15 protein-coding genes are annotated in these 19,517 nt (G+C 70.6%); 11 read left to right on the forward strand and 4 right to left on the reverse strand.

The window, feature by feature from the left end; all coding sequences use genetic code 11:
- Window positions 1–33: 33 nt before the first annotated feature.
- The 8 genes from ACGFIR_RS18960 to ACGFIR_RS18995 all read left to right on the forward strand — a co-directional run bounded on the left by ACGFIR_RS18960 (window position 34) and on the right by ACGFIR_RS18995 (window position 9,853).
- The gene (locus ACGFIR_RS18960) at window positions 34–1,299 is read left to right on the forward strand and encodes a PspC domain-containing protein (RefSeq protein ID WP_392998578.1); all 1,266 of its coding nucleotides are present in this window, start codon (window positions 34–36) and stop codon (window positions 1,297–1,299) included.
- Window positions 1,299–1,985 carry a response regulator gene (locus ACGFIR_RS18965; protein ID WP_392998580.1) on the forward strand — a complete coding sequence of 229 codons (687 nt, stop codon included), beginning with the start codon at window positions 1,299–1,301 and terminating at the stop codon, window positions 1,983–1,985. The genes ACGFIR_RS18960 and ACGFIR_RS18965 overlap by 1 nt, the downstream gene beginning before the upstream one ends.
- Window positions 1,986–2,175: 190 nt before the next feature.
- Window positions 2,176–3,333 (forward strand): Cys-Gln thioester bond-forming surface protein, encoded by a 1,158-nt coding sequence (locus tag ACGFIR_RS18970; RefSeq protein WP_392998582.1) that lies wholly within the window; start codon window positions 2,176–2,178, stop codon window positions 3,331–3,333.
- A gap of 698 nt (window positions 3,334–4,031) precedes the next feature.
- Window positions 4,032–5,675 (forward strand): ABC transporter substrate-binding protein, encoded by a 1,644-nt coding sequence (locus ACGFIR_RS18975; protein ID WP_392998584.1) that lies wholly within the window; start codon window positions 4,032–4,034, stop codon window positions 5,673–5,675.
- Between the two features lie 146 nt (window positions 5,676–5,821).
- A complete protein-coding gene (locus tag ACGFIR_RS18980; protein WP_392998586.1) occupies window positions 5,822–6,748 on the forward strand; it encodes an ABC transporter permease in 927 nt (308 codons plus the stop codon).
- Window positions 6,749–6,820: 72 nt separating this feature from the next.
- Window positions 6,821–7,798, forward strand: coding sequence for an ABC transporter permease (locus ACGFIR_RS18985; RefSeq protein ID WP_392998588.1), 978 nt, complete (start codon window positions 6,821–6,823; stop codon window positions 7,796–7,798).
- A 26-nt stretch (window positions 7,799–7,824) separates the two neighbouring features.
- A complete protein-coding gene (locus ACGFIR_RS18990; RefSeq protein ID WP_392999402.1) occupies window positions 7,825–8,847 on the forward strand; it encodes an ABC transporter ATP-binding protein in 1,023 nt (340 codons plus the stop codon).
- The gene (locus ACGFIR_RS18995; RefSeq protein ID WP_392998590.1) at window positions 8,840–9,853 is read left to right on the forward strand and encodes an ABC transporter ATP-binding protein; all 1,014 of its coding nucleotides are present in this window, start codon (window positions 8,840–8,842) and stop codon (window positions 9,851–9,853) included. The genes ACGFIR_RS18990 and ACGFIR_RS18995 overlap by 8 nt, the downstream gene beginning before the upstream one ends.
- A 109-nt stretch (window positions 9,854–9,962) precedes the next feature.
- On the opposite strand, the gene ACGFIR_RS19000 is transcribed toward ACGFIR_RS18995, so the two are convergent.
- Both ACGFIR_RS19000 and ACGFIR_RS19005 read right to left on the reverse strand, forming a co-directional pair.
- Window positions 9,963–10,352 (reverse strand): chorismate mutase, encoded by a 390-nt coding sequence (locus ACGFIR_RS19000; protein ID WP_392998592.1) that lies wholly within the window; start codon window positions 10,350–10,352, stop codon window positions 9,963–9,965.
- A 268-nt stretch (window positions 10,353–10,620) separates the two neighbouring features.
- The gene (locus ACGFIR_RS19005; RefSeq protein WP_392998594.1) at window positions 10,621–12,471 is read right to left on the reverse strand and encodes a bifunctional metallophosphatase/5'-nucleotidase; all 1,851 of its coding nucleotides are present in this window, start codon (window positions 12,469–12,471) and stop codon (window positions 10,621–10,623) included.
- Window positions 12,472–12,660: 189 nt separating this feature from the next.
- Between ACGFIR_RS19005 and pcrA the strand changes: the two genes are divergently transcribed.
- A complete protein-coding gene (gene pcrA / locus ACGFIR_RS19010; protein ID WP_392998596.1) occupies window positions 12,661–15,054 on the forward strand; it encodes a DNA helicase PcrA in 2,394 nt (797 codons plus the stop codon).
- 220 nt (window positions 15,055–15,274) lie between these two features.
- Here the strand turns inward: pcrA and ACGFIR_RS19015 are convergent, their stop codons facing one another.
- Together ACGFIR_RS19015 and ACGFIR_RS19020 are read right to left on the reverse strand one after the other, a co-directional pair.
- Window positions 15,275–16,045, reverse strand: coding sequence for a peptidoglycan DD-metalloendopeptidase family protein (locus ACGFIR_RS19015; RefSeq protein ID WP_392998598.1), 771 nt, complete (start codon window positions 16,043–16,045; stop codon window positions 15,275–15,277).
- A gap of 272 nt (window positions 16,046–16,317) precedes the next feature.
- Window positions 16,318–17,034 carry a M23 family metallopeptidase gene (locus ACGFIR_RS19020; protein ID WP_392998600.1) on the reverse strand — a complete coding sequence of 239 codons (717 nt, stop codon included), beginning with the start codon at window positions 17,032–17,034 and terminating at the stop codon, window positions 16,318–16,320.
- 431 nt (window positions 17,035–17,465) lie between these two features.
- Between ACGFIR_RS19020 and ACGFIR_RS19025 the strand changes: the two genes are divergently transcribed.
- Together ACGFIR_RS19025 and sucC are read left to right on the forward strand one after the other, a co-directional pair.
- Window positions 17,466–17,870, forward strand: a complete 405-nt coding sequence (locus tag ACGFIR_RS19025; protein ID WP_132230988.1) for a cobalamin B12-binding domain-containing protein — start codon at window positions 17,466–17,468, stop codon at window positions 17,868–17,870.
- A gap of 467 nt (window positions 17,871–18,337) precedes the next feature.
- Entirely contained in the window at window positions 18,338–19,516 is a 1,179-nt protein-coding gene (gene sucC / locus ACGFIR_RS19030; RefSeq protein WP_392998602.1) for an ADP-forming succinate--CoA ligase subunit beta, read from the forward strand.
- Window position 19,517 lies beyond the last annotated feature (1 nt).

Below are 19,517 nucleotides of genomic sequence, written 5' to 3' on the forward strand. Positions count from 1 at the left end.
CGACAGCGCGCCGGCTCCGGCCCCATGCCCGCCGTGACCAGGGAGTACCCGATCAGCGCCGTGACCCAGCCACCCCGCCTCTACCGCGCCCCCGAGCACCGGATGGCCGCGGGGGTGGCCGCCGGCATCGCCGACCACCTCGGCATCTCGGTGCTGCGGGTACGCGTCGCCTTCATGGTGCTGCTGGGGCTGAGCGGGCTCGGTCTGCTGCTCTACGCGGCCTTCTGGGCGGTCGTGCCGCTGCGCCCGGGCGACACCGCCGTACCGCCCCGCAGGGACGTCGCCCAGCTCCTGCCGTTCGTGGCGATAGGCCTCGGCGTACTGCTGGTGCAGGTGATGGTCTTCGACTCGATCGGTGCGACGGGCACCGCCGGCTGGCTGGTGGCGATCATCGCGGTCGGCGCCGGGGTGATCTGGCACCAGTCCGCCCCCGAGCGGCGCCGGCAGTGGGGCGACTCCATGCCGGTGCCGTGGCTGGGCGCGGTGGTGGAGGAGAGCGACCGCCGGGCCTTCGTGCTCCGGTTCATCGGCGGCGGGGTGCTGGTCGCGGTGGGCATCATCGGTGTCGCCGCGGTCTACTCCCCGGCGCAGAACTTCGACGCCGTGCTCAACGGCGTGATCTTCGCCCTGGTCGGGCTCGCCGGGGTCGGCGTGGTGGCCGCGCCGGTGCTGTGGCGGACGTACAACCAGCTCCGGTCGGAGCGCGAGGGGCGCATCCGGGAGCAGGAACGGGCCGAGCTGGCCGCCATGGTCCACGACCAGGTGCTGCACACCCTGGCCCTGATCCAGCGCAACGCGAGCGACGTGAAGACCGTCCAGCGGCTCGCCCGCGGGCAGGAGCGCTCGCTGCGCAACTGGCTCTACAAGCCCACCGGCTCGCCCACCGAGCGGTTCGCCGCCGCCCTGGAGCAGGCTGCCGCCGAGGTCGAGGACACGTTCGCGATCACGGTGGAGGCGGTGGTGGTCGGCGACCGGGAGACCGACGAGCGGGTCGGCGCGCTGGTGGCCGCGGCGCGCGAGGCGCTGGTGAACGCCGCCCGGCACGCCGGCGTGCAGACCGTCTCGCTCTACGCGGAGGTCGAGCCCGATCAGGTCAGCGTCTTCGTCCGGGACCGGGGGAAGGGCTTCGACCCGGATACGGTGGAGGACCACCGGCACGGGGTCCGGGGTTCGATCATCGGGCGGATGAAGCGGCACGGCGGCCGGGCGGAGATCCGCTCCGGGCCGGGGGAAGGCACCGAGGTCCGGTTGATCCTGCCGATCACCCGGGACCCGGCAACGGCGGAGAGGGACAAGTGATGACCGAGCAGTCGATGGAACCGGTCGAGGGGGCGGCTGCCCGTACCGAGCGGCTGCGGGTCTTCCTCGTCGACGACCACGCCATGTTCCGCGCGGGGGTCCGCGCCGAGCTGGGCGCGCACGTCGAGGTGGTGGGTGAGGCGAGCACCGTCGGCGAGGCGGTCACCCGCATCGCCGCCACGTCGCCCGACGTGGTGCTGCTCGACGTGCACATGCCCGACGGCGGGGGCCGGGCGGTGCTGGAGGCGATGCGGCGTACGCACCCGCAGGTCAGGTTCCTGGCGCTGAGCGTCTCGGACGCGGCGGAGGACGTGATCGGGCTGATCCGCGCCGGTGCGCGGGGCTACGTCACGAAGACGATCTCCCCGGACGAGCTGGCCGCCGCGGTCCGCCGGGTGGCCGACGGCGACGCGGTGTTCAGCCCCCGGTTGGCGGGGTTCGTGCTGGACGCGTTCGCGGCCCGCCCCGACGCGCCGGTGTCCGACCCCGAGCTGGACCAGCTCACCAACCGCGAGCGCGAGGTGCTGCGGCTGCTGGCCCGGGGGTACGCCTACAAGGAGATCGCCAAGGAGCTCTACATCTCCATCAAGACGGTGGAGACCCACGTGTCGAACGTGCTGCGCAAGCTCCAGATGTCCAACAGGTACGAGTTGTCCCGCTGGGCGGCGGACCGCCGGCTCGTGTGATCCATTTCTTTTCCCCGTCATTTGGGACACAAGCGGTGAATGCGGCGCACCGGGGCTGACAAGCGATCAATTTCCGTCCCATAATGCCCCGTCGCGTTCTCGCGTGCGGGTGGTGCGCATCCCGCGGGAACGGCGGCTTCACGCAACCCGCCGTGCGCGGGTCACCCCTGGGGAGAGGTGCACGAATCTGATGTTCGGACAACGAGGACGGCGCTGGGCGCAAATCGCCCTGGCGACCGTCGCTGGTGGCGCGCTGGCACTTGGCTCCGCAGTGCCGGCCGCCGCCGCTCCGGCCGACGGCGTGGCCAAGGCGACGGGCTTCAGCGCCAAGCTGATGCTCAACGGCAAGGTGGGCACGCAGCGGTCGCTGGCGCTCAAGATCGACGGCAAGCTCGTCCCCGCCTTCTGCATCGACTACCACACCAAGGTGGCGATCGACGGCAAGTACGAGGAGGGCACCTGGAGCGAGTCCCAGGTGAAGAACCTCGGCAAGGTGCAGTGGGTGCTCACCCACGGCTACCCGAACGCCGACTCCGCCAAGCTGCTGACCGCCGCCGGCGCCGCCGCCCCGGCGGAGGCGGAGGTCGACCAGCTGCTCTACTTCGGCACCCAGACCGCCATCTGGAAGTTCAGCGACGGCATCACGCTCGGTGACTGGGTCGACGGCAAGGGTCTGCTCGTCAAGGAGCAGTACGACGTGGTCAAGAAGGTCCACGACTACCTGGTCGCCAACGCCACCGACCAGCCCGAGCCGAAGGCCGAGCTGAGCGTCGACCCGGCGAGCGCCAAGGCCACGGTCGGCGAGAAGGCCGGCCCCTTCACCATGAAGGGCCCGGCGGGCGAGATCACCGTCGCGGTCAGCGGCGGCTCGGCGGTCGACGCCGAGGGCAAGCCGGTCACCACGACCACCAACGGTGGGCAGTTCTGGCTGACCGCGGACGGCGCCGGTGCGGTGAAGGTGACCGTTTCCGCCCAGGGCTCGGTCTCCTTCGGCCGGGTGTTCCTCTTCACCGGCAACTACGCCGCGCAAAAGCTGATCCTCGGTGGCAGCACCGGTGAGACCGTGACCGCCAAGGCCGAGGCCGCGTTCGCCGCCGCCCCGGCTGAGTCGCCGTCGCCGAGCGCCCCGGCTGAGTCGCCGTCGCCGAGCACCCCCGCGGAGTCGCCGTCGCCGAGCGCCCCGACCGACAGCCCGGCCCCGTCCACCTCGCCCGCGGGCAACGGTGGCGACCTGCCGCTGACCGGCTCCCCGATCGCCGCCTCGATCGCCGCCGGCGTGGCGCTGCTGGCCGCCGGTGCCGTCGCCGTGCTGCTGTTCCGCCGCCGCAAGCTGCGCTTCACGGCCTGATCGACGCGTCAGTTCCCCGGCCCCGGTACCGCCCCGCGCGGTGCCGGGGCCGTTCGCTGCTCCGCCCCTCCCGGCGGGATCGCGCCGCGTGGGCTCGTCCGGCCGCCGAAGGCCCGTCGGGCGGGAACAGGCGCACGGCACCGCGCGCCCTCGTCCACCCGGTCGGCCATGGCATCCGCACAGCCGACGTCGGCATCGTCCGGATGGTCAGAAACGGCCAACGCCCGGACGACCCCGGATCGTGCCGGACCAGGCGCGGGGAAGGTCACAGCCGCCGGGTCAGCGCCCAGGTCGGCACCCCCGCCGAACCATGTCGTTACTGCTCAGAGCGGTATTACCGGCGTACATCATGATCTTTTTTCAAGTATCGGCAACACGGCGACCAACTAACGGCTTGATAACGGCACCTTCACGGAACGGGCCGGTTGGTGTCACAGTGGCAGCACCTCACCCCTCGTGTGAGGCACTCCGTACGGCCTGACACCACGGGCCCGCCTGACGATGGCGCTCCGTGGTGTCTGGTGTGCGCGGTGCCGAGCGCGGCGGGCGGGGTGGCCCGGCGGATCGGTACATCATTCTTGTCCCGAATTCACTGCGGTGAAACCGGTTCCCGCACTGCGGGCAGCCGGGTGTGTCACCCCCCATACGTGCGTGAAACCCACGACGGATCCAGGTTCAGAAAGAGGAGGCCCCTCGGAATGAGAGTCTCGAAGCGGGCGAGTAGCGCCGTCGCGCTGGGCGCGGCGTTCGCGCTCGTCGCGTCCGGCTGCTCGAGCAGCGACAGCGACGGCGGGGACGCCGGCGCGAGCAGCGACGGCGCGATCATCATCGACGGCACGCAGCCGGAGGTCGGCCTGGTCCCGGCGAACACCACCGAGACCGGTGGTGGGGCGATCATCGACTGGATCTGGACCGGTCTGGTCGAGTACCCGAACGACGGCAGCGCCCCGCGCAACGCCGTCGCCGAGTCGATCGAGACGACCGACTCCAAGGTCTACACGATCAAGATCAAGAAGGACACGAAGTTCCACGACGGCACCGTCGTCAAGGCCAAGAACTTCGTCGACGCCTGGAACTGGGGCGCCTACTCGCCGAACGGCGCGCAGAACGGCAGCTTCTTCGCCGACATCCAGGGCTTCGAGGACGTCCACACCGAGGACCCGGACGGCGCCGAGGGCCCGCAGAAGGCCCCGGAGCCGAAGGCCAAGGAGATGTCCGGCCTGAAGGTCGTCGACGACTTCACCTTCGAGGTCACCCTCGCCGCGCCGACCGCGGTCTTCCCGACCAAGCTCGGCTACAGCACCTTCATGCCGCTGCCGGACGCGTTCTTCACCCAGGGCGCCGAGGCGTTCGGCAAGAAGCCGATCGGCAACGGCCCGATCAAGTTCGTGTCGTGGGAAGACGACGTCGAGATCAAGCTGACCCGCTTCGACGAGTACTCGTTGAACGACAAGCTGAAGATCAAGGACGTCACCGTCAAGATGTACCAGGACGACACGGCGGCCTACAACGACCTGCTCGCCGGTAACCTGGACTTCCAGCAGCAGGTTCCGGTGTCCGCGCTCGCGGGCGACAAGTGGAAGACGGACCTGGGTGCCCGGGGCATCGCCTCCACCACGCCGTCGACCGGCATCATCGCCTTCCCGATCTACGACAAGCGCTTCAAGAACCCGAAGCTGCGCAAGGCGATCTCGATGTCGATCAACCGCCAGGAGATCAGCGACAAGATCTTCTTCGGTAACCGCAAGCCGGCCGACAGCTGGGCCAACCCGCTGACCCCGGGCGCCAAGGCGGGCAACTGCACCTCCTGCCAGTTCAACGTCGAGGAGGCCAAGAAGCTCCTCGCGGAGGCCGGCGGCTTCACCGGCGAGCTGGTCATGTTCTACAACGCCGACGCCAGCCACAAGGAGTGGATGGAGGCCGTCGCGCAGCAGGTCAAGACCAACCTCGGCATCAACGCCCGCGCCGAGGGCGTCCCGACCTTCGCGGTGTTCCGCCAGAACATCAACGCCCACAAGATGACCGGCATGTACCGCGCCGGCTGGCAGCAGGACTACCCGGACGTCGAGAACTGGGTCGGCCCGCTCTACGTGACCGGCGGTTCCTCGAACGACGGTCTGTACAGCAACCCGCAGGTCGACGCGCTGGCCAAGGAAGCCGCCTCCGCGCCGAGCCTGGAGGCCGCGCACGCCAAGTACGCCGAGGCGGTCGCCCTGATCGACCAGGACGTCCCCTCGATCCCGGTCTACTTCGGTGGTCAGCAGTCCGGCCACTCGGAGAAGGTCAAGAAGCTGGAGCTCTCCAACGTCGGTGAGCTTGACCTCACCTCGGTCGAGCTCTGATCCGAACGGTCTGACCCCGGGTCGGGCTCACCTACCGGTGAGCCCGACCCGGGCCGTTCCGCGAGGGGTGTCACCACGCTCCTCGCCACGTCTGTCATCCCCGTGTCGGCCGTCCGACGCGCGCCCCCTGTCTGGAGGACCACCCCATGGGCCGTTATCTGTTGAGACGGCTACTCCAACTCGTCCCGGTCTTCATCGGGACGACGTTCCTGATCTACTGGCTCGTGTGGTCGGTGCCCGGCGATCCGTTCGCGGGCAAGTGCGGCGAGCGTCCCTGCCCCGACAGCTTCGTCAACAAGATGACGGAGAAGTTCAAGCTCGACGAGCCGCTGCTCGTGCAGTACGGCAACTACATGAAGAACCTCTTCCAGGGTGACTTCGGGGAGACGTTCGGCGGTCGGCAGATCGGCGACATCATCGCCACCGCGTACCCGAACACCCTGAAGCTGGCCCTGGTGGCGCTCGCCATCGAGGCGGTCATCGGCCTCACCGCGGGCGTGCTCACCGGCCTGCGCCGCAACGGCTTCCTGGACAACCTGGTCCTCGTCTCCACCCTCTTCCTGATCGCGCTGCCGATCTTCGTCATCGGCTTCGTGGCCCAGTGGCTGCTCGGCGTGCAGTGGGGCATCGTCAAGCCGACCGTCTCCAACGAGATGCGGCTCTCCGAACTGATCGTCCCCGGCTTCGTGCTGGGCAGCGCCTCGATGGCGTACGTCGCGCGGTTGGCCCGCACGAGCATCGCGGAGAACCGCCGCGCCGACTACGTCCGCACGGCGATCGCCAAGGGCCTGCCGATGCGCCGGGTGGTCGGGGTGCACCTGCTGCGCAACTCGCTCATCCCGGTGGTGACCCTGCTCGGCACCGACCTCGGCGCCCTGATGGGCGGGGCCATCGTCACCGAGGGCATCTTCCAGATCAACGGGATCGGCCGACAGGTCTACCGCGCGATCATTACCAAGGAGAGCGCTACCGTTGTCTCCATCGTGGTGGTCCTGGTGCTCGTCTACCTGCTGATGAACCTGCTGGTCGACCTGCTCTACGCCGCCCTGGACCCGAGGATCCGCTATGAGTGAGCGCAGTGAACGAATCATCATTGCCGCGTGCGAGGTCACTCGTGTCCGCGCCGAGCGGAGCGAGGTGCTGGCATGAGTGACCCGAGTGCCGCCTCGATCGTCAGCACGCCGCCCGCGCAGGCACCCGACGAGATCGGGGCGCCGACCAACGCGGGTCTGCCGGAGAACGCCCGCAAGGACAAGCCGCGCGGCCTGCTCGGCGACGCCTGGCGCGACCTGCGCCGCAAGCCGCTGTTCTGGATCTCCGCGGCGTTCATCTTCCTCTTCCTGCTGATGACCATCTTCCCGTCGCTGTTCACCTCCGGCGACCCGGAGAACGGCGATCTGCAGAACAGCCTCGTCGGCCCCTCTTCCGAGGCCTGGTTCGGCTACGACTTCCAGGGCCGCGACGTCTTCGCCCGGGTGATCTACGGCGCCCGCGCCTCCATCGTGGTGTCCCTGCTCTCCGTGCTCGGCGTGCTGCTTCTCGGCGGCGCGATGGGGATCGTCGCGGGCTACCGGGGCGGCTGGGTGGACGCGCTGCTCTCCCGTATCGCCGACGTCTTCTTCGGGCTGCCGTTCGTGCTGGGTGCCATCGTGATCCTGACGACCTTCAACGGGTCGGGCACGAGCAACACCAAGGCGGAGATCATGGCCCTGGTGAGCATCTCCCTGGTCGTGCTGGGCTGGCCGGTCGTGATGCGGCTGATGCGCTCCTCGGTGCTGGCCACCAAGGAAGCGGACTACATCGTCGCCGCCCGCGCGCTGGGTGCCGGCACCGGCCGGATCATCATGAAGCACCTGCTGCCGAACTGTCTCGCCCCGCTGCTGGTCTACGGCACGATCCTGGTCGGCTCCTACATCGGTGCCGAGGCGACGCTGTCCTTCCTGGGTGTCGGCCTGAAGAGCCCGGTGGTCTCCTGGGGCATCATGATCAACGAGGCGCAGAACCTCCTCCGCGTCGCGCCGTACCTGCTCTTCTTCCCCGCCGCGTTCCTCGTCACCGCCGTCCTGAGCTTCGTGATGCTCGGTGAGGCGGTCCGCGAGGCCCTCGATCCGAAACTCCGCTAGGGGAGATTCAGTTGTCCGACATTCTGGTGTCCGAGCAGTCCGCGGCCGGTGCGTCCGGCCGCCCCTCGGGCAGGTTGCTCGAGGTCGACGACCTCCGGGTGGAGTTCCGTACCCGGGACGGCGTCGCCAAGGTCATCAACGGGGTCACGTACCACGTCGACGCGGGGGAGACCCTCGCCGTGCTCGGCGAGTCCGGCTCCGGTAAGAGCGTCACCGCGCAGACCGTCATGGGCATCCTCGACACGCCGCCGGGCTTCGTCACCGGCGGGCAGGTCCGCTTCCACGGCAAGGACATGCTCGGCATGTCCTTCGAGGAGCGGCGCCGCATCCGCGGCGAGGGCATCGCGATGATCTTCCAGGACGCGCTCTCGGCGCTGAACCCGGTCTTCACCGTCGGTTTTCAGATCGCCGAGCAGTTCCGGGTGCGGCGCGGCATGAGCCGCGCCGACGCGAAGAAGCGCGCGATCGAAATGCTCGACCAGGTCAAGATCCCGAACGCCAAGGGCCGGTTCAGCAGCTACCCGCACCAGTTCTCGGGCGGTATGCGGCAGCGCGCGATGATCGCGATGTCGCTCGCCCTGGACCCGGAGGTGCTGATCGCGGACGAGCCGACCACCGCGCTCGACGTGACGGTGCAGGCGCAGATCATGGACCTGCTCGCCGAACTCCAGCGCGAGCGGCAGATGGGCATGATCCTGATCACCCACGACCTCGGCGTCGTCGCCGACGTCGCGGACCGGATCGCGGTCATGTACGCGGGCCGGATCGTCGAGGAAGCCAACGTCTACGACCTGTACGCCAAGCCGGCGCACCCGTACACGATCGGCCTGATCAACTCGATCCCGCGACTCGACGAGAAGGGGCAGCAGCTCCGGACGATCAAGGGCCTCCCGCCGAACCTGATGAACATCCCGTCGGGCTGCCCGTTCAACCCGCGCTGCCCCATGGCACAGCCGGTCTGCCGGGAGAAGGTCCCGCCGCTGCTGCAGGTCGGTTCCGGCCGGGCCAGCGCCTGCCACTTCGCCGAGGAGCTGGTGAACCGTGACTGAGAACATCCTCGAGGTCCGTGACCTGGTCAAGCACTATCCCGTGACCCGGGGCGTGGTGTTCAAGAAGACCATCGGTCACGTCAAGGCGGTCGACGGCGTCTCCTTCGAGCTGAAGGCCGGGGAGACCCTCGGCGTCGTCGGCGAGTCGGGCTGCGGCAAGTCCACGCTCGCCCGGGTCCTGATGAACCTGGAGAAGCCGACCGCCGGCAGCGTCCACTACAAGGGCCAGGACATCTCCAAGTTCTCCGGCGGGGCGCTGCGGCGGCTGCGCCGGCAGATCCAGCTGGTGATGCAGGACCCGTACACCTCGCTGAACCCCCGGATGACGGTCGGCGACCTGATCGGCGAGCCGTTCGAGATCCACCCGGAGGTGGCGCCGAAGGGCACCCGCCAGGGCAAGGTCAAGGAACTGCTCGACCTGGTGGGTCTGAACCCGGAGCACATCAACCGGTACCCGCACCAGTTCTCGGGTGGTCAGCGGCAGCGCATCGGCATCGCCCGCGCGCTCGCCCTGCGGCCCGAGATCATCGTCTGCGACGAGCCGGTCAGCGCCCTGGACGTGTCGATCCAGGCCCAGGTGATGAACCTGTTGGAGAAGCTCCAGGGCGAGTTCGGCCTGTCGTACATCTTCATCGCGCACGACCTGTCGGTGGTCCGGCACCTGTCGGACCGGGTCGCGGTCATGTACCTCGGCAAGATCGCGGAGATCGGCACCGAGGACGAGATCTACGAGCGGCCGACCCACCCGTACACCCAGGCGCTGCTCTCGGCCGTGCCGGTGCCGGACCCGACCGTCCGGGAGAACAAGGCGATCATCCGCCTCACCGGTGACGTGCCGTCGCCGGTGAGCCCGCCCTCGGGCTGCCGGTTCCGCACCCGGTGCTGGAAGGCGCAGGACATCTGCGCCGAGCAGGTCCCGCTGCTGGAGGTCCGGCCGGGCTCGGACCACCCGAGCGCCTGCCACTTCGCCGAGAAGCGCGAGATCGTGCAGACGCACGAGGCGTGAGCCCCGCGGAGCCGCCTGCCGACGTCATCGCGACGGCGGCAGGCGGTTCCGTCTTTTCCGGCGACCGCGCCGGCGTACGCCGGCGAGGGGGCCACGGTCGGCGTACGCCTCACAGGGGGCCGCGGCCGGCGCGGAGCAGCAGCAGTGCGAGCTGCGTACCGTCGGCGCCCAGGGCGACCCGGAAGCGCTCCAGGATCTCCCGTTCCCGGGACAGCACCAGCCGGGTGCCGCCGGAGGCCATCCGCGTCACCCCCACCTCCTGCGAGAGCTGGGCCCGCTCCTGCCACAGCTCGATCAACGCCCGGTCGATCTCGTCGATCCGCTCGCGGATCTCGACGATCCGGGCCGCCGCGGTCGGCTCCGGAGTGCCGGTACGCGCCTCCGGCCCGGCGCCGGCGTTTTCCGGCGCGTCGGCCGGGGAACCGGAGGCACCCGGGCCGGGTCGGCCCGTCTCGGGGCGCCGCAGGCTGCCGTTGGACTCCACCACGTCTGTCATCATCGGGTACCCCTCGCCGTCAGGTGCCCGGTGCCCGGATCCCGGGACGAAGAAAGCCCCGGGCTCCAGGAGCCCGGGGCTTTCTCGTAGGTCTGGTTGATCAGGCGCGACCTACGGCTGCCGGACTCCCGGTGCCGTAGTAAAAGTAGAAGCGCTGACCGAACATGTCGTCGAGTATGCCGACCCTGGCCCGGCCTGCGCAAGGATTCGGCGCAACCCGTGACCGGACGGGCGGTCCCGGTGCCGTCGCGACGCCGGGACCGCCCGCGCCTCAGCCGAGGCGGGTGATGCGGTCGGCCGGGCCGGGAGCGACCGGGGCGCCGGCGCCCAGGTAGGCGATCAGCGCGTCGACGTCGAAGCCGGGGGCGGTGGTCCGGTTGGTGCCGGCCTGGAGCTCGGTGAAGCCGTCCCCGCCGTTGGCCAGGAAGTCGTTCGTGGTGACCCGGTAGCTGGCGGCCGGGTCGACCGGCGCGCCGTCGAACGCCAGGGCGCTGACCCGGGAGCCCACCGGGGCCGTGCTGTCGTAGGAGTAGGTCAGCCCGGCGGACACCTGGAGGATGCGCTGGGTGGTCTGCCCGTTGAAGCCCACGAACTGCTGCTCCAGCACGTTGCGCAGCTGCGCGCCGGTGAGGGTCTGGGTGACCACCAGGTTGTTGAACGGCTGGACGGTGAACGCCTCGCCGTAGGTGATCTCGCCAGGGTCCTCGTCGCCGGCCGAGGCCGCGTACGGCAGGGACGCCCGGATGCCGCCCGGGTTCATCAGTGCGATCTGCGCCCCGTTCGAGCGGGTGTACGCGAGCTGCGCGTCGGCGATCACGTCACCGAGCGGGCTTTCCCCGTTCGGCCGGACGTCGCGGACGATGTCGGCCGAGATCCGGCCCACCACCCGGTTGGCGATGGGCGCGACGGCCCTCCGGTACTTGTCGGCCAGCGCCTTCGCGCCCGGGTCCACCAGGTCGGGGTTGCGCACGTACGTGCCCGGCGCGCTCTCCTGCCAGCCGCCGTCCGGTTTGCGTACGCCGTTCTCGACCACGACGTTGCGGGCGGAGATCCCGGTGAACCGGCCCGTGCGCCGGTCCAGCGAGTAGTCCACGTCCGTGATCAGCTGGCCGTTGTTGCCGGCGCTGGTGACCACGCTGCGGGCGCCGGAGGAGTTCGGCAGCGAGCAGGAGTAGAAGCGGTGGGTGTGGCCGGAGACGACCAGCCCGAACTCCGGCCGCAGGCCGCGGACGATGTCGACGATCGGGCCGGAGAAGTTGGCGCAGTCCGAGACGCCGGGGGTGGCCGGCGGCGGCGACTGGGCCCCGCCCTCGTGCACCAGCAGCACCATCGCCTTGACGCCGAAGAGCTTGAGCACGCCGGCCCACTTGTTGGCGGTCTGCACCTCGTCGGTGAACTTCACGGAGGTGATGCCGGCCGGGTTGACGATGCCCGGGGTGCCCTCCAGGGTCACGCCGACGAAGCCGACGGGCACCCCGCCGACGAACTTCACGTCGACCGGGGGCAGGATCGGCAGGCCGGTCTTCCTGCTGACCGTGTTGGCGGCCAGGTAGGTGAACTTGGCGCCGGCGAAGCCGTCCCCGTCCTGGCAGCCGTCGACCGGGTGGCAGCCGCCCTTGTTGATCCGGATCAGCTCGTCGACGCCCTCGTCGAACTCGTGGTTGCCGACGGAGCTGACGTCGAGCCCGATCTCGTCCATCAGCTCGATGGTCGGCTCGTCGTGGAAGGCGGCGCTGACGAGCGGGGTGGCGCCGATCAGGTCGCCGGCCCCGACGGTGGTCGTGACGCGCCCCTCGGCCTTGGCCTCGGCGCGCAGCTTCTTCAGCCAGGTGGCGAGGTACTCCACGCCGCCGGCGGGGGTGCCGTTGACCGTCGCGCCGCTGCCGCCGGGCGGGTCGATGGCGCCGTGGAAGTCGTTGTAGCTCAGGAAGTTGCCCTTGACCTCGCCGCCGGTCGGGACGGCGTAGGAGACCGAGACGGGCGTGAGGCCGGCCGCCTGGTCGGTGGCGGGGTCCGGCGCGGGCCGGGAAGCGGTGGACAGCGTGGCGACGACGGCCAACGCGAGGGTGGGCGCGGCGAGGTGGCGCAGCGCCGCCCGACCGCGCGAACGCGGCTGAGTCATGGTCGTTCTCCCAGTCGTGTACGGGGGAGGAGCCGGATTTTCACCGTCATCGTTGTGCATGGGGGACGGCGGCACCAGACACGACAAGGTGACAGCTTCGTCTCGACCGGTGGTAAGAAAGGACCCTTCCTGCGACCCGACGGTACGTGGCGGGGAAGTGTCCGCCGGGCGGCATAGACTCGCCGTGCGATGCATCCTCTCTTCGACATCCCCGCGTCCCCGCCCGCCCCGACGGCGCCGCACCGGCCCCGGCCGGCGGCCGTCCACCTCGATCCACAGGCCCTGGTGGAGGGCCTCAACGGGCCGCAGCGCGACGCCGTCACCCACGCCGGCTCGCCGCTGCTGATCGTGGCCGGTGCGGGTTCGGGCAAGACCCGGGTGCTCACCCACCGGATCGCCTACCTGCTGGCCGCCCGGGACGTGCACCCCGGCGAGATCATCGCGATCACCTTCACCAACAAGGCCGCCGGCGAGATGAAGGAGCGCGTCGCCAACCTGGTGGGTCCCCGCGCCCGCCTGATGTGGGTGTCGACGTTCCACTCCGCGTGCGTACGCATCCTGCGTGCCGAGCACGAGCACGCCGGGCTGAAGTCGACCTTCTCGATCTACGACGCCGACGACTCCCGCCGGCTGATGCAGATGGTCGCCAGGGAGCTGGACCTCGACCCGAAGCGCTACCCGGCGCGCGGGCTGGCCGCCCAGGTCTCCAACCTGAAGAACGAGCTGGTCGATCCCGAGGAGTTCGCGGGGCGGGCCAAGGGCCCCAACGAGCGGGCGCTGGCGGAGGCCTACACGCTCTACCAGCGGCGGCTGCGCGAGGCGCACGCGCTGGACTTCGACGATCTGATCATGACGACCGTGCACCTGCTCCAGTCCCACCCGCACGTCGCGGAGAGCTACCGCCGGCGGTTCCGGCACGTCCTGGTCGACGAGTACCAGGACACCAACCACGCCCAGTACGTGCTGATCAAGGAGCTGGTCGCCGGCACGGAGGGGATCGAGCCGGCGGAGCTCTGCGTGGTCGGTGACGCCGACCAGTCGATCTACGCGTTCCGGGGCGCCACGATCCGCAACATCCTGGAGTTCGAGCGCGACTTCGGCGACGCCCGCACGATCCTGCTGGAGCAGAACTACCGCTCCACCCAGACCATCCTCAACGCGGCCAACGCGGTGATCGACCGGAACACGTCGCGCAAGCCGAAGCGACTGTGGAGCGAGGCGGGGGCCGGCGAGCCGATCGTCGGCTACGTGGCCGACACCGAGCACGCCGAGGCCGACTGGGTGGCCCGCGAGATCGACCGGTTGGTCGACGCCGACGAGACCCGCCCCGGCGACGTTGCCGTCTTCTACCGCACCAACGCCCAGTCCCGGGTCTTCGAGGAGGTGTTCATCCGGGTCGGCCTGCCCTACAAGGTGGTCGGCGGGGTGCGCTTCTACGAGCGCAAGGAGGTCCGCGACGCGCTGGCCTACCTGCGCGCGGTGGTCAACGACGACGACACCGTCAGCCTGCGCCGGATCCTCAACACCCCCCGGCGGGGCATCGGCGACCGGGCCGAGGCGTGCGTGGAGGCGCTGTCCGGCCGGGACCGGATCTCCTTCGGCGCGGCGCTGCGGCGGGCGAAGGACGCTCCGGGCATCTCCACCCGGGCGGCCAACGGCATCGCCGACTTCGTCGCCCTGCTCGACGGCGCCCGCGAGCTGGCCGAGACCGGCACCCCGGAGGAGGTGCTGGAGGCGCTGCTGACCCGCTCGGGCTACCTGACCGAGCTGGAGGAGAGCCTCGACCCGCAGGACGCGGGCCGGGTCGACAACCTCCAGGAGCTGGTCAGCGTCGCCCGGGAGTACACCGAGCGGATCGAGGCGACCGGCGAGGAGGGGGAGCGGGCGACCCTGGCGGGGTTCCTGGAGCAGGTCGCGCTGGTCGCCGACGCCGACCAGGTGCCGACGGACGACCCGGACCACCAGGGCGTGGTCACCCTGATGACGCTGCACACGGCGAAGGGCCTGGAGTTCCCGGTGGTCTTCCTGACCGGTCTGGAGGACGGCGTCTTCCCCCACCTTCGCTCGCTGGGCGACAGCCGGGAGCTGGAGGAGGAGCGCCGGCTGGCGTACGTGGGCATCACCCGGGCCCGTCAGCGCCTCTACCTCTCCCGGGCGGTCACCCGCTCGGCGTGGGGGCAGCCGGCCTACAACCCGCCGTCGCGGTTCCTGGAGGAGCTGCCGCCGGAGCTGGTGCGCTGGGAGCGCACCGAGGGGTCGTACACCTCGTGGGCCGGCGGTGGCGGCGGCGTGGGTGGCCGCGCGGACCGGGTGCCCGGCGGGCGTGGGGGCTTCAACGGCGGCACGCCGAAGGCGGCGCAGCTGGCGAAGCGGCTGGGGGTCGACGCCAGCCGCCTGACCACGGCGAGCGAGTTGCCGCAGGGGCCGAAGGTCGCCGTCGGCGACCGGGTCAACCACCAGCGCTACGGCCTGGGCCGGGTGCTCGCCGTGGAGGGGCACGGCCCGGGGGCGCGGGCGCAGATCGACTTCGGCGACCAGACGATGTGGCTGGTGCTCCGGCACGCCCCGATCGACAAGCTCTGAGCCTCCGGCACCGGGCACCAGCCGCGGGGCGGTCCGGGGGCGGCGGGCGCGCCAGCGGCCCGGCCGGTGGGAGCTTCCGGCTGGCCGGTCGCCATCGTGTGTTGCCGCCACGGCCCGATCCGGTGACGCGTCGGAGCGTGGCGCCGCCGGTCTTCATCGCGTGTGCCGCCACGGCCCGATCCGGCGGCGCGCCGGACCGGACCGTGGCGGCACACGCGGGTCAGCAGGCCACGTCGATGCCCCGGGCGCGCAGGAACGGCGCGGGGTCGATCTGGTTCCACATCTGGCCCTGGTGCACCTCGAAGTGCAGGTGCGGGCCGGTGGAGTCACCGGTGGAGCCCTCCAGGCCGATGGTCTGCCCGGTGCTGACCTTGTCGCCCACGCCCACCTTCGTGGTGCTCAGGTGCGCGTAGTGGGTCAGGTAGCCGTTGCCGTGGTCGATGAAGACGGAGATGCCGTACCCGTCGCCGACGTCGCCGGCCTTGGTGACGGTGCCGCCGAAGGCCGCGCGGACCGGGGTGCCGGCGGGCAGCGCGAAGTCGATGCCGGCGTGCTGGGTGCCCCAGCGCGGGCCGTAGCAGGAGGTGATGGCCGCGCCCTGCATCGGGATGACCCAACCGGGCGTCGGCTTGCTGGTCGCCTTCGGCTTCGGCTTGGCCGTGGTGGCCTTCGGCTTGGGCTTCGCCGCCGGGCTGGCCTTCGTCGGGCTGGGCGTCGGGCTCGCCGAGGGGGTGGCGGAGGGGGCGGCCGGGGCGGTCGTCTCGCGGGCGGAACGGTCGGCGCGGTCGGCGGCCTCCGCGCGGGCGGCGGTGTCCACGGCGGCGGCCGGGACGGAGGGGCCGTCGTTCCCGGTGGCCGCGAAGGCGGCGCCGCCGAGGCCGAGGCCCGTCAGGGCCACCGCGGCGATGATCACGCGGGTGCGGCCGCCGACCCGCTTCCGGTGCCGGGCGGGGGCGTCGGGGGTGTTCTCGTTCCGAATGTCTTCCTGCACGGCGGACCTTCACTGATCGAGGGGGCACTTGACCTCGAAATACTGGTGTCGCGACGGTGCGTGACGGGTAGTGGACAGGAGCGCGGCGGGTCGGCGGCGACTCTCGTCGTCCGATGCGTCCCCGTTCAGGGTTTTCGAGCGCAAAAGTGATCATGCCGGTGCGTGTCGCCGGTCACAGTCGCGTGGGTGACTCGGCTCACTTTGCGCGAACCGGGGCAACGAAAAACCGCCCGGATCGACAGATCCGGGCGGTTGACGGGCGGTGCGCAGCGTCAGGACGCGGCTACCTCGCTGTAGTACGCCTCTACTTGTAGCTGGATGTCCACTCCGCGCTCCTTGAGCCACGGCACCGGGTCGAGCGGCTCGCCCTTGACATGCACCTCGAGGTGCAGGTGGGAGCCGTAGGAGTGGCCGGTGTTGCCGACGAGGCCGAGCTGGTCGCCCGCCTTCACCTGCTGCCCCTCCTGCACGCTCAGAGCGGAGGAGTGGCCGTAGATCGCCTCGCTGCCGTCGGCGTGCTGGACGATCACCGTGTAGCCGTAGCCGCCGAACCAACCGGCCTTCGTGACGGTGCCGGCGTGGATGGCGACGTAGGGCGTGCCCTCGGCGGCGACCAGGTCGACGCCGGTGTGCAGCTTGCCCCACCGCATGCCGTAGGGCGAGTTGAACTCGTAGCCCTGGAGGGGGAGGAGCCAGACCTCGGGCTCGGCGGACTTCTCGGCTCCGGCCCGGTCGCTGTCGCGGCTGGAACGGTCGGCGGCTTCCGCGCGGGCGGCGGCGTCCTGGTTGATGGTCGAGGCGGCCTTGAGCTCGTCGAGGACCGACGGGCTGACGCTCTTGGCGTCCGGCAGGGCACCCGCGCCGATGGCGACGATGCCGGCGCCGACGAACGCGGTGGTGACGACGGCCGCGTAGCGGCTCCGCGGGGGGGTGGGTACGCGGCGGCGACCGCGATATCGATCGGGCTCAGACGACAGGCGCTGGCGCACGCACACCCTCCGTTGTCGGGGATCCGAAGCGGCTTCCTCGACGCCCGTGAAGTTCCGGTGAACGTCGCCTGGCCGCGTCGTCACCCGTCCGTGGACCTGATGACAACCGTGGACACGTTAGCCAACCACCAGTCCCGTCACAAGCCGAAGCGCCGAATTGCCGACGTGATCTGTCCCTTTCCGTCCGTGATTGTCACGGCTCATACCCGTCGAACGGTGCCTCCGTAACTGCCCGTTCGTCGCGCACGGTGACCGAACGGCGGAGTCGTCCGGCTTGACGCCGGGCGGCGTCATGATCCGCAGTACCGGCGCCGGTGGCCATCGTCACCCGCCGCGCGCGCCGCGAGTTCGCCGCCCGGATTTCCCGGGCAGGGGTGAGCGGGTTACCGTTCGTTCAGTGAAGCCGCGGAGCCGGTGAAAGGGATGCGCTGATGAGCTCTCGTGTACGGGTCGTCGTCGCCAAGCCGGGCCTGGACGGCCACGACCGTGGTGCAAAGGTCGTCGCGCGTGCCCTGCGGGACGCCGGCATGGAGGTCATCTACACCGGCCTGCACCAGACGCCGGAGCAGATCGTGGAGACCGCCATCCAGGAGGACGCCGACGCGGTCGGGCTCTCCGTGCTGTCGGGGGCGCACATGACGCTGTTCCGGCGGGTGGTGGAACTGCTCGGTGAGCGTGACGCCCGCGACATCGTCGTTTTCGGTGGCGGCATCATTCCCGACGCCGACATTCCCGAGTTGCAGCGGCTCGGCGTCGCCAAGATCTTCACGCCGGGCGCGACCACCCAGTCGATCGTGGAGTGGGTCCGGCAGAACGTCGCGCAGCCGGTCGCCTGACGAGGGCCCGGCAGCCCGTTCGGCGCCGGGCGCCAGCAACCGCGCGCGTGGCTGGTCGACGGCCGACCCCGGACAGGGGGAGGGGCCGGACGCACCCCTCACACGTCCGGCCCCTCTATGCACGATGCCCCGCCGCCACCCCTCGACCGACAGGGCATCGGCCGCTCCCGTCGCCGCGCTGCGTGCAGCGCTCCGACACCTGACTCAACGACGCCTCCACAAAGGGGTTACGCAGCCCCGGGAACATCCCCCGGACGGCTGACATCACGCGGAACTCGCGGAAAGGCCGCGCGACACGGCCGATTGTGCATTACCGCACAACGCGCACCCGCTCGGTTGCCGGCGGTGTCCACCTCGCTAGGCTGCGCCCAATGGCCTGTTTCAAGCGATGACAGGCGTCAAACTGTTTTCCATACGCTGGTGGCGGCGCGACGGCGCGCCGCGGAGACGGGACGGGACGCGCAAACGTGGACCTGTACGAGTACCAGGGGCGGGACCTGTTCGAGCGGCACGGCTTGCCCGTGCTCGCTGGCGGCGTCGCCACGACCCCGGAGGAGGCCCGCGCGATCGCCGAACGCCTCGGCGGTCGGGTGGTCGTCAAGGCGCAGGTGAAGGTCGGTGGCCGCGGTAAGGCCGGCGGCGTGAAGCTGGCCGAGGGCGCGGAGGAGACGGTGGCCCGCGCCACCGACATCCTCGGCATGGACATCAAGGGCCACACCGTCCACAAGGTCATGATCACCGTGACCGCGGACGTGGCCGAGGAGTACTACTTCTCGTACCTGCTCGACCGGGCGAACCGCACCTTCCTCTGCATCGCCAGCGTCGCGGGCGGCATGGACATCGAGCAGGTCGCCGCCGAGACCCCGGAGAAGGTCGTCAAGGCCCCGATCGACGCCAACACCGGCGTCGACGAGGCGAAGGCGCGCGAGATCGTCTCCGCCGCCGGCTTCCCGGCGGAGGTCGCCGACCAGGTCGTCGAGGTCGCCGTGGGCCTGTGGAAGGCCTTCGTGGCCGAGGACGCCACGCTGGTCGAGGTGAACCCGCTGGCCAAGACCGGTGAGGGCAAGCTGCTGCTGCTCGACGCCAAGATCACCCTCGACGAGAACGCCGCGTTCCGGCACCCGGACCACGAGGCGCTGGTCGACCAGGCCGCGGTGGACCCGCTGGAGCAGGCCGCCAAGGAGAAGGACCTCAACTACGTCAAGCTCGACGGCGAGGTCGGCATCATCGGCAACGGCGCCGGCCTGGTCATGTCGACCCTCGACGTGGTCGCGTACGCCGGTGAGCGGCACGGCGGCGTCAAGCCGGCCAACTTCCTCGACATCGGCGGTGGCGCGAGCGCCGCCGTGATGGCGAACGGCCTGGAGATCGTCCTCTCCGACCCGTCGGTGAAGAGCGTCTTCGTCAACGTCTTCGGCGGCATCACCGCCTGTGACGAGGTCGCCAACGGCATCGTGCAGGCGCTGGCCCTGCTCGAGCAGCGCGGCGAGCAGGTCACGAAGCCGCTGGTCGTCCGCCTCGACGGCAACAACGCCGAGGCCGGCCGGGCGATCCTCGACGGCGCGAACAACCCGCTGGTCCAGCGGGTCGACACGATGGATGGCGCGGCCGAGCGGGCCGCCGAGCTGGCGGCTGCGGGGGTCTGAC

Origin of the sequence: Micromonospora sp. NPDC049051 (genome assembly GCF_043197575.1) — a bacterium.
Taxonomy (GTDB): Bacteria; Actinomycetota; Actinomycetes; order Mycobacteriales; family Micromonosporaceae; genus Micromonospora.

Bases quoted from the DNA above. Each gene is read 5' to 3' on its own strand.
- ACGFIR_RS18965 (WP_392998580.1), top strand. From the start codon at position 1,299: ATGACCGAGCAGTCGATGGAACCGGTCGAGGGGGCGGCTGCCCGTACC.
- ACGFIR_RS18970 (WP_392998582.1), top strand. From the start codon at position 2,176: ATGTTCGGACAACGAGGACGGCGCTGGGCGCAAATCGCCCTGGCGACC.
- ACGFIR_RS18975 (WP_392998584.1), top strand. From the start codon at position 4,032: ATGAGAGTCTCGAAGCGGGCGAGTAGCGCCGTCGCGCTGGGCGCGGCG.
- ACGFIR_RS18980 (WP_392998586.1), top strand. From the start codon at position 5,822: ATGGGCCGTTATCTGTTGAGACGGCTACTCCAACTCGTCCCGGTCTTC.
- ACGFIR_RS18985 (WP_392998588.1), top strand. From the start codon at position 6,821: ATGAGTGACCCGAGTGCCGCCTCGATCGTCAGCACGCCGCCCGCGCAG.
- ACGFIR_RS19000 (WP_392998592.1), bottom strand. From the start codon at position 10,352: ATGATGACAGACGTGGTGGAGTCCAACGGCAGCCTGCGGCGCCCCGAG.
- ACGFIR_RS19005 (WP_392998594.1), bottom strand. From the start codon at position 12,471: ATGACTCAGCCGCGTTCGCGCGGTCGGGCGGCGCTGCGCCACCTCGCC.
- pcrA (WP_392998596.1), top strand. From the start codon at position 12,661: ATGCATCCTCTCTTCGACATCCCCGCGTCCCCGCCCGCCCCGACGGCG.
- ACGFIR_RS19025 (WP_132230988.1), top strand. From the start codon at position 17,466: ATGAGCTCTCGTGTACGGGTCGTCGTCGCCAAGCCGGGCCTGGACGGC.